General features: G+C 66.4%; 15 protein-coding genes and 2 pseudogenes. 8 read left to right on the forward strand and 9 right to left on the reverse strand.

The window, feature by feature from the left end:
- Nucleotide 1: 1 nt before the first annotated feature.
- A complete protein-coding gene (locus ABIA45_RS21640; RefSeq protein ID WP_271538704.1) occupies nucleotides 2-943 on the reverse strand; it encodes a Ku protein in 942 nt (313 codons plus the stop codon).
- Between the two features lie 218 nt (nucleotides 944-1161).
- Nucleotides 1162-1959: an adenylate/guanylate cyclase domain-containing protein gene (locus ABIA45_RS21645; RefSeq protein WP_404653562.1), complete on the reverse strand. Its 798-nt coding sequence runs from the start codon at nucleotides 1957-1959 to the stop codon at nucleotides 1162-1164.
- A 175-nt stretch (nucleotides 1960-2134) separates the two neighbouring features.
- On the opposite strand from ABIA45_RS21645, the pseudogene ABIA45_RS21650 reads away from it, so the two are divergent.
- The 4 genes and pseudogenes from ABIA45_RS21650 to ABIA45_RS21665 all read left to right on the forward strand — a co-directional run bounded on the left by ABIA45_RS21650 (nucleotide 2135) and on the right by ABIA45_RS21665 (nucleotide 3624).
- A pseudogene (locus ABIA45_RS21650) lies at nucleotides 2135-2501 on the forward strand (rhodanese-like domain-containing protein).
- 94 nt (nucleotides 2502-2595) lie between these two features.
- Nucleotides 2596-2802 carry a hypothetical protein gene (locus ABIA45_RS21655; protein WP_050991724.1) on the forward strand — a complete coding sequence of 69 codons (207 nt, stop codon included), beginning with the start codon at nucleotides 2596-2598 and terminating at the stop codon, nucleotides 2800-2802.
- 86 nt (nucleotides 2803-2888) lie between these two features.
- Nucleotides 2889-3068: a hypothetical protein gene (locus ABIA45_RS21660; protein ID WP_128262804.1), complete on the forward strand. Its 180-nt coding sequence runs from the start codon at nucleotides 2889-2891 to the stop codon at nucleotides 3066-3068.
- Between the two features lie 262 nt (nucleotides 3069-3330).
- Complete coding sequence (locus ABIA45_RS21665; RefSeq protein ID WP_128262803.1) at nucleotides 3331-3624, forward strand: hypothetical protein; 294 nt, start codon at nucleotides 3331-3333, stop codon at nucleotides 3622-3624.
- Here the strand turns inward: ABIA45_RS21665 and ABIA45_RS21670 are convergent.
- The 4 genes from ABIA45_RS21670 to ABIA45_RS21685 form a co-directional block, all read right to left on the reverse strand.
- Nucleotides 3611-4816, reverse strand: coding sequence for an adenylate/guanylate cyclase domain-containing protein (locus ABIA45_RS21670; RefSeq protein ID WP_157285240.1), 1206 nt, complete (start codon nucleotides 4814-4816; stop codon nucleotides 3611-3613). The genes ABIA45_RS21665 and ABIA45_RS21670 overlap by 14 nt on opposite strands.
- A gap of 104 nt (nucleotides 4817-4920) precedes the next feature.
- Complete coding sequence (locus ABIA45_RS21675) at nucleotides 4921-5508, reverse strand: HutD family protein (protein ID WP_404653563.1); 588 nt, start codon at nucleotides 5506-5508, stop codon at nucleotides 4921-4923.
- Nucleotides 5483-6436 (reverse strand): alpha/beta fold hydrolase, encoded by a 954-nt coding sequence (locus tag ABIA45_RS21680; RefSeq protein ID WP_404653564.1) that lies wholly within the window; start codon nucleotides 6434-6436, stop codon nucleotides 5483-5485. The genes ABIA45_RS21675 and ABIA45_RS21680 overlap by 26 nt, the downstream gene beginning before the upstream one ends.
- A gap of 180 nt (nucleotides 6437-6616) precedes the next feature.
- Complete coding sequence (locus ABIA45_RS21685) at nucleotides 6617-8707, reverse strand: adenylate/guanylate cyclase domain-containing protein (protein WP_271538717.1); 2091 nt, start codon at nucleotides 8705-8707, stop codon at nucleotides 6617-6619.
- Nucleotides 8708-9010: 303 nt separating this feature from the next.
- Here ABIA45_RS21685 and ABIA45_RS21690 point away from each other — a divergent pair, with 303 nt between their 5' ends.
- From ABIA45_RS21690 to ABIA45_RS21705, 4 genes and pseudogenes are all read left to right on the forward strand, one after another.
- Nucleotides 9011-9316, forward strand: a complete 306-nt coding sequence (locus ABIA45_RS21690) for a DUF2282 domain-containing protein (protein WP_036026732.1) — start codon at nucleotides 9011-9013, stop codon at nucleotides 9314-9316.
- A 37-nt stretch (nucleotides 9317-9353) separates the two neighbouring features.
- Nucleotides 9354-10268 carry a DUF692 domain-containing protein gene (locus tag ABIA45_RS21695; protein WP_271538720.1) on the forward strand — a complete coding sequence of 305 codons (915 nt, stop codon included), beginning with the start codon at nucleotides 9354-9356 and terminating at the stop codon, nucleotides 10266-10268.
- Nucleotides 10258-11039 (forward strand): annotated as a pseudogene (locus tag ABIA45_RS21700) (DNA-binding domain-containing protein). The gene ABIA45_RS21695 and the pseudogene ABIA45_RS21700 overlap by 11 nt, the downstream one beginning before the upstream one ends.
- Nucleotides 11036-11575, forward strand: coding sequence for a DoxX family protein (locus tag ABIA45_RS21705; RefSeq protein ID WP_157285245.1), 540 nt, complete (start codon nucleotides 11036-11038; stop codon nucleotides 11573-11575). The pseudogene ABIA45_RS21700 and the gene ABIA45_RS21705 overlap by 4 nt, the downstream one beginning before the upstream one ends.
- Nucleotides 11576-11626: 51 nt before the next feature.
- Here ABIA45_RS21705 and ABIA45_RS21710 read toward each other — a convergent pair whose 3' ends face one another.
- Genes ABIA45_RS21710 through ABIA45_RS21720 form a run of 3 tightly spaced genes read right to left on the reverse strand, consistent with a single transcriptional unit; the run spans nucleotide 11627 to nucleotide 13710 of the window.
- Nucleotides 11627-12472, reverse strand: a complete 846-nt coding sequence (locus ABIA45_RS21710; RefSeq protein ID WP_404653566.1) for an SDR family NAD(P)-dependent oxidoreductase — start codon at nucleotides 12470-12472, stop codon at nucleotides 11627-11629.
- A 1-nt stretch (nucleotide 12473) separates the two neighbouring features.
- On the reverse strand, nucleotides 12474-13034 hold the full coding sequence (locus tag ABIA45_RS21715; RefSeq protein ID WP_404653567.1) for a carboxymuconolactone decarboxylase family protein: 561 nt from the start codon (nucleotides 13032-13034) through the stop codon (nucleotides 12474-12476).
- Nucleotides 13012-13710, reverse strand: a complete 699-nt coding sequence (locus ABIA45_RS21720) for a TetR/AcrR family transcriptional regulator (RefSeq protein ID WP_404543661.1) — start codon at nucleotides 13708-13710, stop codon at nucleotides 13012-13014. Before ABIA45_RS21720 ends, ABIA45_RS21715 begins: the two co-directional genes overlap by 23 nt.
- Between the last annotated feature and the right edge of the window lie 25 nt (nucleotides 13711-13735).

Consider the following 13735-nt stretch of genomic DNA (forward strand, 5'->3'; position numbering starts at 1 on the left):
TTCATGCGGATTTCCGCCGCGCCCCTGAGGCCTGCTTCTTCGCGGACGTCTCCTTGGCGGCCGCCTTCTTGCCCGCGATCGGCATCAGCATCTCCTTCTGGCCGGCCGCCGCCTTCCTCGGCTTCTTCGCCGGCTTGTCCGCCTTCGCGGGCGCGGCCTGCTTCCCGGCGTCCTTGCCGACGCTGCGGCGCAGCGCCTCCATGAGGTCGACGACGTTCTCGCCCTTCGGCCGCTCCTTCGGCCGGATCACCTTGCCGGCGCGCTTCTCGTTGATCAGCTCGATCAGCGCGGTCTCGTAATGGTCCTCGAATTTCTCGGGCGCGAAGCGTCCGGCCTTCTGGTTGACGATGTGCCGGGCGAGATCGAGCATGTCCTTGGTGACTTTCACGTCCTGGATGTCGTCGAAATATTCCTGCTCGCTGCGCACCTCGTAGGGGTAGCGCAGGAGCGTGCCGACGAGGCCCTTGTCCATCGGCTCCAGCGCGACGATGTGCTCGCGGTTGGTCAGCACCACGCGCCCGATCGCGACCTTGTCCATCTCGCGGATGGTCTCGCGGATCACCGCGAAGGCATCGTGGCCGACCTTGCCGTCGGGGCGGATGTAATAGGGGCGGATCAGGTAGCGCGGGTCGATGTCCGATTTGTCGACGAATTCGTCGATCTCGATCGTGCGCGTCGATTCCAGCGCGATCTCCTCGAGCTCTTCCTTCGAGACCTCGATGTACTGGCCCTTCTCGAGCTCATAGCCCTTGACGATGTCCTCGTTCGGCACCTCGTCGCCGGTCTCCGCGTCCACCTTCACGTATTTGATGCGGTGGCCGGTCTGCCGGTTGAGCTGGTTGAACGAGATCTTCTCGCTCTCTGACGTCGCGGGATAGAGCGCCACGGGACAGGTGACGAGGGACAGTCTCAGGAAGCCTTTCCAATTGGCGCGCGGGGCCATGTACGCAGAACTCCGGTTCGAGGCGACTTGGATTCAAGACGAACGGCGGGCCTCGGTTCCGACATGGCATGGAACAGAAAATCGCGGGACATCCGTCGACCGACCGCATCCGGCGATCGGCTCAATTCGGGCCGAAACGGCGCGAAACGCTTGTTTGGAAGCTTGAATAGCCGGAGCCTTCCATCCGGGCGCAGCCTCGCAAGGGCTGTCCAGCCCCGTCACCCCTCCACCCGCCACAGCCGCCACCGCTCCGGGACGCCCTTCAGCCGGTGCACGCCGTGATCCCGCAGTGCGATCGCCGCCTGCGCCGTCATCAGCTCCTTCACCGCACTCGACACCAGGACCTCGCCGGCGCGCGCTTTCGCGGCGATGCGGGTGCCGATGTGGAAGGCGAGGCCGACCATCTCGCCGCCGCTGATGGTGTATTCGCCGGCATGCAGGCCCACGCGGATTTCGAGGCCGAGCGTGCGCACGGCTTTCTGAACCGCGGTGGCGCAGGCGATGCCGGCGGCGGGCTTCTTGAAGGTTGCCAGAACACCGTCGCCAGTGGTCACGACCTCCTTGCCGCCGCACGTCTTCAGCTCCTTGCGCACCGCCGCGTAGTAATGGCCCATGACCTTGGTCCAGCGCGCATCGCCGAGCTTGGCCGCCTTCGCGGTGGAGCCGACGATGTCGACGATCAGGATGGTGCCGAGCGCCTGCTTGAGCTCGGCCCCGCGTGCGGCCGACGGCCGCCGGTTCGCGATCGTGCCGGTCAGCGGCTCATAGCGATGGCTGCGGCGCCGCGCGATCGCGGCTTTGGTGTAGTCCTGCGCGCGCTGCGCGGTGCCGCAACGAACGGTCTTCTCCTGCGGCAGACGCGACCAATAGACCTTGCGCGCAGACCCGGTCCCATGCACTTCAACCGCGCCCCATTTCAGGAAGACCGCCGAGCCGACCCGCCTGACACACCACGCCTTCGAGGTGTATCCGGAGACGTTGGACTGATGGACACCGATGCGGAGGAATTTGGGCATGAAAGTGCGGCCGGAGACCGTTTGGGCGTAGCTTCGGCAAAGCTAGTCGTACAATCCGGCCTTGGCAACCGGCCCCGGCCTGCTGACTCCAGCAGGACAAGTTCATCCGGGAGCGATGTCCAGATCGATGTGCTATCGTCTTGTGGGGCGGCAGATGAAGACCCGGAGAGAACCCATGGCAACGAGTGTCAAGCAAATGCTGGAAGCTGCGAACGCGGCGGTCCCGAAGATCACCTCGGAGCAGGCGGCCGAGATGATCAACCAGGGCAACACGCTAGTCGTGGACGTTCGCGATGCGCCGGAAGTCGCCGCCAGCGGCAAGATCGCCGGCGCCGTGAATGTCTCGCGCGGGATGCTGGAGTTTCGCGCCGACCCGGAGTCGCCCTATCATGACAAGGCGTTCGACAAGAGCAAGACCGTCATCCTATTGCGCATCCGGTGGCAGGTCGGCGCTGGCCGGTAAGCTCTTGAAGGATATGGGTTACGAGAACGTCTACAACGTCGGCGGCTTCAAGGACTGGACGGGCGCAGTCGAGAAGTAGCGAGATCAGCAGCGCGGTTCCGTTGACTGCGCTGCGAACTCCGATTGGCACTTTCTGCGGCAAGGCGCGTTGCGGTGTTGTCGAGGAGGCGCAGATGACCAAGACCAAGGCTGCCCACGCGCAAGACGCAAAGATTCCGACGCAAGCAGCGCTCAATCCCGGTGACGAAGCCCCGCCCGGAACCAAGGGCACCGGCGACGACGTCTGTCCCGATTGTCACGGCAAGGGACGCATCGACGGCGCGCCTTGCGCCACCTGCGGCGGGAGCGGCACCATCACGCGGGCAGTCGGCGGCGCCTGACGCCGCCTCGTCCAGCGGCTTCATCTTCGTAGCAACGATCGGCCCTTCACGTGTGTTTTCCCCAACTGGAGACAGTGAGGCGCACTATGAACAAGACGACCGGACTGACACCCGACGATTTTCCGATCGAAGCCGACAAGGACAAGCTGAAGACCCACAAGGGCGAGCCGGTGGGCTCGGCCGAGACCGAGCAGATTGCGGACGAGATCGCCGACCGGCTGAACGAGCACGCCCACCAGGAAGAGCAGGATCGCTGGTCGGCGTAGTTCAGCGGGGTTGCGACCGCCGGCAGGAATTGGAACGACCGCGCGTTCCCGCGCATTGGCCTTTCGCCGGCGTCTCACCATTCCGGCAAATGGCGGCCTCGGCTCAAGCCCCGCCCCCGGATGCCGGGCCGGGGCCGCCTAGAGCGCGACGCGATCAGGATGAACCGTCATCGCGCTACAGGTTATTGTTTGAGCATGATCTTTTCGGAAAACCGCTGCGCACTTTTCCGGATCATGCACTAGGCCGAGCACAGGAGCGGACATGAAAGCACTCGTCATAGCAGGGCTCATCGCGGCGCTCGCCTCGTCTCCTTACGCCTTCGCGCAAAGCGGCGCGGGGCCGTCGAGGACGGGCTCCGGCATCAATTCGACCGGCACCGGCGGCACGACCGGCGCGGGCGCCTCCAGCCTCAATACGTCGTCGGACGCCAACAGCGGCGGCGCCAGTGCACCGGCGAAGTCGTCAACGATGAGGCCGGGCGACAACGATCCGGCCAGGCAGACCCAGGGCGGCCAGCAGGCCCTGCCGAACGCTCCCGGAACTAACCGGAAATAGCGCGAGCCGGATAGGCATACAGCTCGATCGGGGCGTTGAAGCCGCGCACCTCGTGCCGGCCGACATGCTCCAATGCGAACTCCTTTTCGACAAGCTCGGCGAAATCGCGTGACAACAGCACGTTCCTGCCGAGCGTCTTGGTCAGCGCCTCCAGGCGGGAGGCCATGTTGACGGCCGGGCCGATCACCGTGAAATCCAGCCGCTGGGCCGATCCGATATTGCCGTACATGACATCGCCGACGTGGACGCCGATGCCGTAGTTCAGCGGCGCGCGGCCGGTCGCGCTGTTCCGATCGTTGAGCGCGGCCATGGCTCCCCTCGCCTCTGCCACCGCGTGCAGAAGATTGGCGCAGGCGTTCGGCTGATGCAGCGGGAAGATGGCGAGCAGCCCGTCACCGATGAATTTCAGGATCTCGCCGCCGTGCCGCGCGATCGGCTCCGACATCGCGTCGAAATAGTCGTTGAGAAGGTCGATGACGTCATCGCGCGGCCAGTTGTCGGAGATCTTGGTGAAGTCCCTGAGATCGCAGATCATGATCGCGGCGCGCACCGTCGTGCCGGTGCCGCGCCTTGTGGCGCCGGCCAGGATCAGCTCGCCGGCATGGGAGCCGACATAGGTCTCGAGCAGCGTGCGCGCCAGCCGATTCTTGATGCGGATCTCGCTGACCAGCGCCAGCACCGGCAACAGCTTCTTCAGGCCGGCGACATGCGCGTCGTCGAAGCCGCCGGGACGATCAGTGGCAAATGTGACGACGTGGCGCTTGCCGAGCGTGTGCAGCAGCGGCCAGGCCACATAATCGGTCATGCCCAGCGAGCGCATGTCGTCATAGAGAGCATGCTTGCGACCGAGCGAGGAATCCTGTTCGAGCTTTTCGCGGACCTCGTCGGCACCGTCATGGATCTCGTTGGCGGAGCTGCCGATATATTCGGACCGCTCGCGAACGTCATAGTCGGCCAGCGTGATCTCCGCCTCGCGCTTGCCGTCGGACCACATCATGCGGGCGCCCAGCCATTGCGGATGATGGATCATCACGTGAAGCGTCGACCGCTTGAGCGGAATGCCCGCCTGCTGCAGGCGGATGCACATCTGCGCAAAGATATTATCGATGTAGCGCTCGTCGCGCGTGCCGTTGGTCAGCCAGTCGATGACGCCGTCGGCCTGCGTGGGGGCGTATGTGTCTGGCGCATTCATATTCTGCCCCTCGGGCTGGCATCTTTAGCGAAGCAGATATCGTGTGCCGGCCGGGCGGCGTCAACCTGGCCAGTTGCATGGATTGTGCGCATCGGTCCGAGGTTCTAGACCAGAAGCCGGATCGACCCCAGCACCGCCAGGCCCGCGACGAGCGCAAGCTGCGACGGCCCCGCCAGCTCGAGCTTCAGCGTGCCGGTGCGGGGAATCGCAAATTCCTCATTGTCGAGGCGGATGCGGCATTCGCCCCGCGGGGCGTAGACCAGATGCGTGCCGGCGGCGAGGTGCCGGTGATCGCCGGGCTGCTTCAGTGCGAGGAGATCGATCTCGGCCGCACCGCGCCGCGCCATGAGGTTCACGACCTCGACAGGACCGGCCGCGAGCTCGGTCACGATCTCGAGCTCGCCGGTGAAACGCACCGTCGTAAAAGGTTCACGTTCGTCGAATTCCTGCGTCGGCGACTTGAGCACCAGCCCGCGCCCCTCGACGACCATCTGCAAGCGGTCGATGCCGGGCATGTGGGAGAACGGACCGGGCGCAAGAATCGGCGTCGACGCGAAGCGCCAGAGCAGGCTGTCCCAGTCCTTCCGCGGCGCATCGGCCCGATGCGCATCCGCGATGTCGGTAAAGACGCCGCCGCCGTTCTTCCACGGCGAGCGGGTGTAGATTTCAGGATTGAGCAGCGTGGCCTTCATGGAGATCCCCAATGCGATGAGGGTGCGGAGCATCGGCGCGCCCGTCCAGGAACGGCTCGGCCTCCTTGCGCACCGTGTCCAGATGCGTGAACAGCGAGACGTGACCGCCATCGGGGAGCGCCAGCAGCTTCGCCTGCGGGATTGCCCGGCAGACGTTCTCGGCATGCGAGAACGCCACCACATCATCGGCGCGTCCGTGCACGACGAGAGCAGGCGCCGAGACCGTTCCTGCGGGCAACCGCTCGAGCGCGGCAAATTGCGCGATGTCGTTGACGGTCCCGGGGATCCTGGCGGCTAGATGCTCGAACACGCTCGCCTGCAAGGTGCGCAATAAGAGGCCTGCCTCGGGATGGCGCAAGGTTCGCTCGCGCATTGCGTCATCGGGAATCGCGCGGCGCGCACCAGCTTGCGGATTGCGTTCAGCCCGCCACTTCAGGACCCCTGGCAATCCGGGAAGACGCGCAAGATGGCGCATCATGCGCAGGCGCGCGGCGATGTCCGGCGGCGTTTGCAGTCGTCCCGTGCAGGCCGACACCAGCACCAACGCGCGGCAGCGCGAGGGATGCCGCGCGGCAAATTGCAGCGCCGAAGGGCCGCCGGCCGAGACCGCGACGACGGCCGCGCTGGAAATCCCGAGCGCGTCGAGCAGATCGCGATAGAGATCAGCCTGGTCATCGGGCGAGGCGCCCAGCTCCAGGCGCGAGCCGAGATAGCCCGGACGAGACACGGCAAGAACCCGCTTGTCGCCGAGCGTCGAAGTGAGTGCACGCGCGAGCAGCCACGATTGGTCGTGGCCGCCCATGCCACCATGGATGGCGAGGATCGCAGGCCCCTCGCCTGCGACCGAGCATTGGATGATCCCGCGGGAGGTCTGCACCGAGACCGGAGCAGGCCCGGCGAGCGGCAATGCGTCCGGATTTGCGGTCATGTTGCGCCTTCCACGCTTCCGGGTGCGCCGGCCTTGAGATGACGCAGAAGCTTCGCGGGACGCTGACGCCTGGGTGAACTGCAGACCCAGGCGATCCCTTACAATAGGCCCCCGGCTAGCTCAAGGGTTCGGCCTGCGGAATGCGCGGACGCGCGCATGACGCCCGCGGAATCCGCGCGGCTATTTCGACGCCAATGCCGCCACAGGCCGCCAGCTGACGTCGGGCGCAGCTGCAGCGAGCCGACGGCAGCGGTCGCGCATCAGCTCGGCCGGGCGATCGTCGCCGCGCTGCTTCAGCACCGCCTCGAAATCGGCGAGCGCATCGGCAAAGCGGCGGGCGCGATAGGCGGCGAGGCCGCGCTCGTAATCGGCGATCCAGCCGGTGCTGCCAACCGCCATCTCGTTCACCATCCCGATCAGCTCGTGAACGGAGAGTCCCTCCTCGCGTCCGTAGACCGCGATGCTGTCGACCTCGCGCGTGACGACGGCACCGTGCGCCAGACATTCGGTCGCCGCGCCGATCAGGATCTGCGTGCCGTAGGATTTGTTAGCGCCTTCGAGCCGGCTCGCAACGTTCACGGCATCGCCGATCACGGTGTAGTTCAGCCGCAGCTCCGAGCCGATATTGCCGACCAGCATGCGGCCGGAATTGATGCCGATGCGGATCTGGAGCGGCTGACCGAGATCGTCGACCAGGCCCGACTCGTCGAGCGCCCGGCGGCAGGCGAGCGCGGCGCGGCAGCATCGCGCGGCGTGATCGCCTTGCGGCTGCGGCGCACCCCAGAACGCCATCACGGCATCGCCGATGAACTTGTCGATCGTGCCGCCATTGGCGACGATGATCTCCGAGGTGAGGTCCAGATAGCGCGACAGCAGCGGCACGACGCGATCGCCGAGCCGCTCCGACAATCCGGTGAAGCCGGCAATGTCGATGAACATCACGCTGAGCTCCTGCACGCTGCCGCCGGGCTTCGCCTCGACGCCCTGGCGCAGCAGGCCGCGGACGAGATCGGCCGGGATGAACTTGCGGAATGCGGACAGGCCGGACGCCATCTCCGCGATTGCGCCCGATAGGCTTGCAATCTCCTTGAGCCGCGATGGATGGCGACGGACCTGCTCCAGCGCGAAGGCTTCGACATGGCGCAGTTCGCCGACCACGCGCGACAGCGGCGCCGCAATGACGGACCGCGCCATCATCGCCGAGGCCAGCGCCGCGAGCACCGCGCCGATGGCGAGGCCGAGGATCAGGCGATGCAATGTCGTCTCGACCGGTCCGAGAAATTCGGCCTCGGGGATCACGGTCGCGAGCGACCAGCCGGGAAACGGCAGCGGCGTCAGCGCGACCTCATAGGCCGCACCGCCCGAGGTGAGCCGACTTCGCCAGGCCTCCTTGCGGCCGCCTTCCCCCGCCTGGTCGAGCGCTGTGCGCGCCAGCGGCAGCAGCGCGGTGTCGCCGCGGGCCGGATGGAGCTCGTCGGCGTCCTTGTCCGGCGCTGCGACGAGCTCACCGCTGCCATCGACGATGAAGGCGGTGCCCGTGCGCCCGACCTCCAGCTGCGACAGGAAGCGCGCGAGCCTGGTATATTCGATGATGACGGCAAGCACGCCTTGCCGCTCCTGATAGACGTCGATCGGTCCGGCGAAGGCGATCGATGGCCGCTCGCCGGTCGCGTGGTCCATGACCCTGAACCATTGCGGGTCGTCCGCGCCGAGGCCGGCCTTGAACCAGGCCTGATCGGCGACGCGGAAATCGGTCGGCTCGAAGCGGCGGTTGGCGAATTCGATGTCGCCGGGCACCACGTCGTATTCGTCGACCCGGCGCTGGCCCGGATGATCCGTCAGCGAGATCTCCATCATCTCCAGACGACGATCGCCGAGCTTGTGCGCGGCGAAGAAGGAGCCGTCCGGCCAGCCGAACGCGACCCAGGAAATCGTCGCCTGCGATTGCAATTGCGAGAGAAAGACGAACTCGCGCTTGTCGGCCTCGCGGGTGTCGAGCACGTTCTGGAGGAACAGCGTGCGGATCGCGGTGTGGGCGGCGCGCGCCTCGTCGACGATGGCCGAGACCTCCTTGCGCACCGCCGCCACGATCTGCTCGTTGATGGTCGAGGCAAGCTGCCGGCTTGCGCCCTCCGCCGTGCGCCACCAGAGCAGGCTGGAGAGCGCCGCGGTCAGCAGGATCGCGGCCAGGACGAGCGCGGACACCGCAAGACGGATGCTGACCGTCAGCCCTGCAAGCGCACGAAGCTGGCGTCCGGGATCGACGTTCATGGTTGTATCCGCCTTTGGCTGGGTACGACTCTTGTGATCGCTACGCAGATGTCCTGCCGTCCGTTACCTCTGCCAACCTTGGTAGGAGGCATCCAATGCTCTCGCTCTAACGTGTCGATAGCGCCAAGGCATTGGATTTGGGCACCCACTTGCCCGCTAATCCCGTCCAAGCGCACCGCCCGTGCGCCCGATCCAACCGGTCTCACGTATTCGTGAGCAGCCCGCCGTAACGCGGGCGGCGCGCGCAGCGAAGGAGACCATGCGCGCATCCCAGGCGATGCCACCTCGAACAGGAGAACCTCGATGTCTGCCAAACATACCGTCACCTCCCTGGTCCTCGCCGGTGCGGTGTCGACCGCCCTCGCGACCCTTGCCTCCGCCGCCCCTCTGAGCAAGGCCGAAGCCGATGCCGCCGTCGCCGCCAAGAAAGAGAAGTGCTTCGGCGTCGCACTGAAAGGCCAGAACGATTGCGCGGCGGGACCGGGCACCACCTGCCAGGGCACCTCGACCGTGGACTACCAGGGTAATGCCTGGAAATTCGTCAAGGGTGGCACCTGCACCAGCATCGAGCTGCCGGGCGGCAAGAAGGGTTCGCTGAAGCCGATCTGACGGCCGGCGCAACGGCAAGCGCGAACGGAGCAGCACGATGAGCACAATCAAGCCGGCCCCGCCACCAGCACTGCCGCTCCGCTTCGCAACGCCGATCGGCGGCGTTGCCGGGACGAGCTTCAAGCCCGAGCACCTCCCGGCAATCCTCGAGGCAAAGAATCGGCGGGGCTTCTTCGAGGTCCACGCCGAGAACTACATGGGCGCCGGCGGGCCGCCGCATCGCGCACTGGAGGCGATCCGCCGCGATCATCCGCTCTCGCTGCACGGCGTCTGCATGTCGATCGGCGGGCCCCGGCCGCTCGACAAGGCGCATCTGGCGCGCTTCCGCGGCCTGGTCGCGCGCTATCAGCCGGCCCTGGTCTCCGAGCATCTCGCCTGGTCGACGCACGAGACCAGCTTCTTCAACGATCTGTTGCCCCTGCCCTATACCGCGGCGACGCTGGCTTGCGTCTGCGATCACATCGATCAGGTTCAGGAGGCGATCCGGCGACCGCTGCTGTTGGAAAACCCGTCGACCTATCTCGCCTTCCACGAATCCTCCATGCGCGAGACCGAATTCATCCGCGCCGTTGCGGAGCGCACCGGCTGCGGCCTGCTGCTCGACGTCAACAACGTGTTCGTCTCCGCGGCCAACCATGGATATTCGGCGCTCGACTACCTCGCTGATTTCCCGCTGTCGCGCGTCGAGGAAATTCATCTCGCCGGGCATGCGGAGCAGGCCGACGACGAAGGTGACCTGCTGTTGATCGACAGCCATGACGGCCCGGTGACCGATGCCGTCTGGAAGCTCTACGAGATCGTGATCCGCCGCCGCGGGTCGGTGCCGACGCTGATCGAATGGGACAGCAAGATTCCGGACTGGCCGGTGCTGCAAGCGGAAGCTGCTGCCGCCCAGGCGATCCTCGACCGCCATCAGTCCGCCGTGCCGGCAGGAGAGCGTCATGCCGCCTGAACCAGGTCTGTGCTTTGCCGCATCGTTCGCGCCGGCGCTGCTGGATCCGGCGCGCAGCACGCCTGAGCTCGTGACCGGCCCGAACGGCAAGGCCGCCGGCCGGCGCTACGACGTCTACCGCAACAACGTCACGGTCAGCCTGATCGACGCGCTCGCCGCGATCTATCCGGCGGTGCAGCGCATCACCGGCATAGACTTCTTCCGCGCGATGGCGCGCTTGCATGTGCGCAGCAAGCCGCCGACATCGCCGCTGCTGTTCGAATACGGCCGCGATTTCCCGGAGTTCATCGAAGCTTACGAGCATGCGCAAGATATGCCCTGGCTCGCCGACGTCGCGCGTCTCGAGCGGGCCTGGCTCGATGCCTATCACGCCGCCGACGCCGTCCCGCTGTCGCCGGCCCGGCTCTCGGCGGTGACACCCGACCGCCTGGCTGATCTGGTTTTCATTCCGCACCCGGCCGCGCGATGCCTGCGTTCGAACTACGCTGCCGTGAGATCTTTACGGCTAACCGCGACGACGCACCGGTCATGCGGATCGACGCCTCGACGCCGGAAGATGCCCTGATCACGCGAGGCGAATTCGACGTCGCCGTGCGCCGCCTTCCACCCGGCGGCGCGGTCTTCGCCCACCATCTCATGTCGGGCCGCCCGCTCGGCGAAGCCGCGGCGGCGGCGCTGGAGGCGGCGAGCGAATTCGACATCGCCGCGAACATTGCCGGGCTGATCGAAGCCGGTGCCTTCACCTCGCCCTGTTGCGGCGACCCATCATGATCACGGAGCAACCCATGACGCCCGCCAGCGGCCTGCCGTCGCCCGGAGCAATCGTCGACAGAGCCAATCATCTGGTGCAGGCGCTCGCGGTGCCATCGCTGGTCCAGCTGGTGCTGCGCCTCGCGCTCGCCGTGCCGTTCTGGCGCTCGGGCCTGCTCAAATGGGACGGCTTCCTCAGGCTCAACGACACGGCAGTAACGCTGTTCAGCGACGAATTCATGCTGCATCTGCCCGGCGGTCCCTATCACTTTCCGGCCCCGACGGTGATGGCCTTTCTCTCGGGCTCCGGCGAGATCATGTTGCCGATCCTGCTGGTGCTGGGGCTGGGCACGCGGTTCGCAGCGCTCGGATTGCTGATGATGACAGTGATCGTCGAGCTCACGGTGCCCGACGGCTGGCCGATCCATCTCACCTGGGCGGCGATGGCGCTTGCCCTCATGGCTTACGGGCCGGGGCACATCTCGCTCGATCATCTGATCTGTCGCATCCGTAGCCCGGATGGAGCGCAGCGCAATCCGGGGCAGGTTGCACGGTGAGGCATCGGTCCCGGATTACGCTTGCGCTCCATCCGGGCTACAAAAGAGCACTTACATCCCGCTCAAGCCGCTATCGACCGCGAGTGTTTGTGCGGTGACGTAGACGCTTTCGTCGGAGAGGAAGAACAGCACGGCATAGGCGATCTCCCAGGCCGTCGCCTGACGGCCAAAGGGGATGTGGCCCTTGCCACGGCTGGGGCGCCCGGCGCCGGCTTCGCGGCCGTTGGGGGTGTCGACGAGGCCGGGATAGACGAGGTTGGCGCGGATGCCGCGGCGCGCTCCGAGATGGGCGATGTTGCGCATCAGGCCGCCGAGCGCGGCTTTCGAGGAATCGTACACCGCCATCTGCGAGCCCGCCTTCAGCGCCGCGATGGAGGAGATGAAGACGATGGCGCCGCCATCGTCGAACCTGGGCATCGCGGCGCGACAGCACAGCATGGGGCCGCGGACATTGACGTCGTAGATCTTGTTCCACTCCTCGGGGCTGACGGCATCGAGCCCGACCTTGCCGAAGGTGCCGATGTTCAGCACCATGCCGTCGAGCCCGCCCATGGCGCGGTGCGCCTCGTCGATCATGCGGACGACGTCGGGCTCCGAGGTGACGTCGGCCGCGATGGCAAGACTGTCGCCGCCTTCATCCGTGATGCGCTTCACCGTCTCTTCGGCGGAGCTGCGGTTGAGATCGGCGACCGCGACCTTGGCGCCCTCGCGGGCGCACAGGATGCTCATGGCACGGCCGTTGCCGATTGGATCGCTCGCTGCGTCGAACACGCGTTGGCCGCCGCCGACGATCAGGATGCGGCGCCCTTTGAGGCGCCCCCTGCCCGGCGCTTCGCCGGATGATTCCGCGCTGGGCGGACGGACATAGCGCTCCGGCTTGCCTTCGGTGTCCGCCATCTCAGCCGCCTGGCTTCTTGCCGCCGTCATAGACCTGCATGCCGGCCGCGGGATCGAGATCGGTTTCCGTTGCTTCGGTCAGGCGCGCCATCATCATGTAGAAGCCGAGCGCGACGATGGCCTCGACGATCTCCTGGTCGCTGAACTGCTTTCGCACGGCCGCGAAGATCGGCTCGGGGACGCGGACGTTCTCGACCACTTCGCGGCCGAACTTCAGCAGCGCGCGCTCGGCCTCGCTCAGGCCGGTGGCGTCGTAGTCACTACGCTCGACGGCGTCGATCTGGTCCTGCGTGCAGCCGATGCCGAGCGCGATCGGCACGTGCTGGCGCCATTCATAGGCGCCGCCTTCGAGCTGGGCGGATTGGAGGATCAGAAGCTCGCGGTTGACCGCGCTGAGCTTCTGCTTGTGCAGGATGGAATTGCCGAGCCGCATCGCCGGAATCATGTTGGCCTCGGCGTGGGCCATCATGCGAAAGATGTTGAGCTTGACCGGCATGCGGTCGAACGAGGCGCGGATGTCGCCGCTCGTCGTTTCCGGATCAATCAGGGGCAGCCTTGCCACGCGTTTCTCCCTTGGGCTTTCGTTTCTTGTTGTCGGCGTCACCGCCTGCCGCGACCAGCGACAGGAAGAAGGCAAGGTAGCGGTCGATCGCCTCGATCACCTTCGGCCGCGGCGACGGCACCGCGCCCATCACGTAATGCTCGAGGCGGATGTAGATCAGACCGGCGGCGAACAGCCGCGCGGTCTCGCGCGGGTCGGGTGTCGAGATCAGGCCGGCGAGCGCGAAGCCGCGGAAATAATCCGTCATCAGCCTCTGCTCGCGCGCGTAGAAATGATCGGCGAACTTGGCGCGGATGCCGGGCACGCGGTTGCGCTCGGCGGTGATGACCTTCTGGAACTGGTGCTCGCGCGGATCGGACCATTGCTCGACGAGGTCGAGCGCGAACTGCCGGCAGAACTCCGCCGGCTGCCGCGCCAGCTGCTTGTAGCGCGGCTCCTCCAGCCGGCTCGCCGAGCTGGCCGGGCCATGCTCGCTAACGATCGCCTCGAGGATCGCCGCCTTGCCGGGGAAATGATTGTAGAGGCTGCTCTCGCGGATGCCGACGCGGCGCGCGAGCTCGCGCATCGAGGCGCCGCCATAGCCGCTCTGCGCGAACAAATTGAGCGCTTCGGTGAGGATGCGCTCGCGCGTCGTGGGCGCAGCCGCTGCCGCCGCGCTGGAGGTATGGACAGCCATGATACTTGACTAACGAACGCTCGTT

This window comes from Bradyrhizobium sp. USDA 336 (genome assembly GCF_044908355.1).
GTDB classification, from domain to species: Bacteria; Pseudomonadota; Alphaproteobacteria; order Rhizobiales; family Xanthobacteraceae; genus Bradyrhizobium; species Bradyrhizobium yuanmingense.

What these genes read in the sequence shown, in the direction of transcription:
- ABIA45_RS21640 (WP_271538704.1), bottom strand. Translation starts at nt 943, where the DNA reads ATGGCCCCGCGCGCCAATTGGAAAGGCTTCCTGAGACTGTCCCTCGTC.
- ABIA45_RS21645 (WP_404653562.1), bottom strand. Translation starts at nt 1,959, where the DNA reads ATGCCCAAATTCCTCCGCATCGGTGTCCATCAGTCCAACGTCTCCGGA.
- ABIA45_RS21655 (WP_050991724.1), top strand. Translation starts at nt 2,596, where the DNA reads ATGACCAAGACCAAGGCTGCCCACGCGCAAGACGCAAAGATTCCGACG.
- ABIA45_RS21660 (WP_128262804.1), top strand. Translation starts at nt 2,889, where the DNA reads ATGAACAAGACGACCGGACTGACACCCGACGATTTTCCGATCGAAGCC.
- ABIA45_RS21665 (WP_128262803.1), top strand. Translation starts at nt 3,331, where the DNA reads ATGAAAGCACTCGTCATAGCAGGGCTCATCGCGGCGCTCGCCTCGTCT.
- ABIA45_RS21670 (WP_157285240.1), bottom strand. Translation starts at nt 4,816, where the DNA reads ATGAATGCGCCAGACACATACGCCCCCACGCAGGCCGACGGCGTCATC.
- ABIA45_RS21675 (WP_404653563.1), bottom strand. Translation starts at nt 5,508, where the DNA reads ATGAAGGCCACGCTGCTCAATCCTGAAATCTACACCCGCTCGCCGTGG.
- ABIA45_RS21680 (WP_404653564.1), bottom strand. Translation starts at nt 6,436, where the DNA reads ATGACCGCAAATCCGGACGCATTGCCGCTCGCCGGGCCTGCTCCGGTC.
- ABIA45_RS21685 (WP_271538717.1), bottom strand. Translation starts at nt 8,707, where the DNA reads ATGAACGTCGATCCCGGACGCCAGCTTCGTGCGCTTGCAGGGCTGACG.
- ABIA45_RS21690 (WP_036026732.1), top strand. Translation starts at nt 9,011, where the DNA reads ATGTCTGCCAAACATACCGTCACCTCCCTGGTCCTCGCCGGTGCGGTG.
- ABIA45_RS21695 (WP_271538720.1), top strand. Translation starts at nt 9,354, where the DNA reads ATGAGCACAATCAAGCCGGCCCCGCCACCAGCACTGCCGCTCCGCTTC.
- ABIA45_RS21705 (WP_157285245.1), top strand. Translation starts at nt 11,036, where the DNA reads ATGATCACGGAGCAACCCATGACGCCCGCCAGCGGCCTGCCGTCGCCC.
- ABIA45_RS21710 (WP_404653566.1), bottom strand. Translation starts at nt 12,472, where the DNA reads ATGGCGGACACCGAAGGCAAGCCGGAGCGCTATGTCCGTCCGCCCAGC.
- ABIA45_RS21720 (WP_404543661.1), bottom strand. Translation starts at nt 13,710, where the DNA reads ATGGCTGTCCATACCTCCAGCGCGGCGGCAGCGGCTGCGCCCACGACG.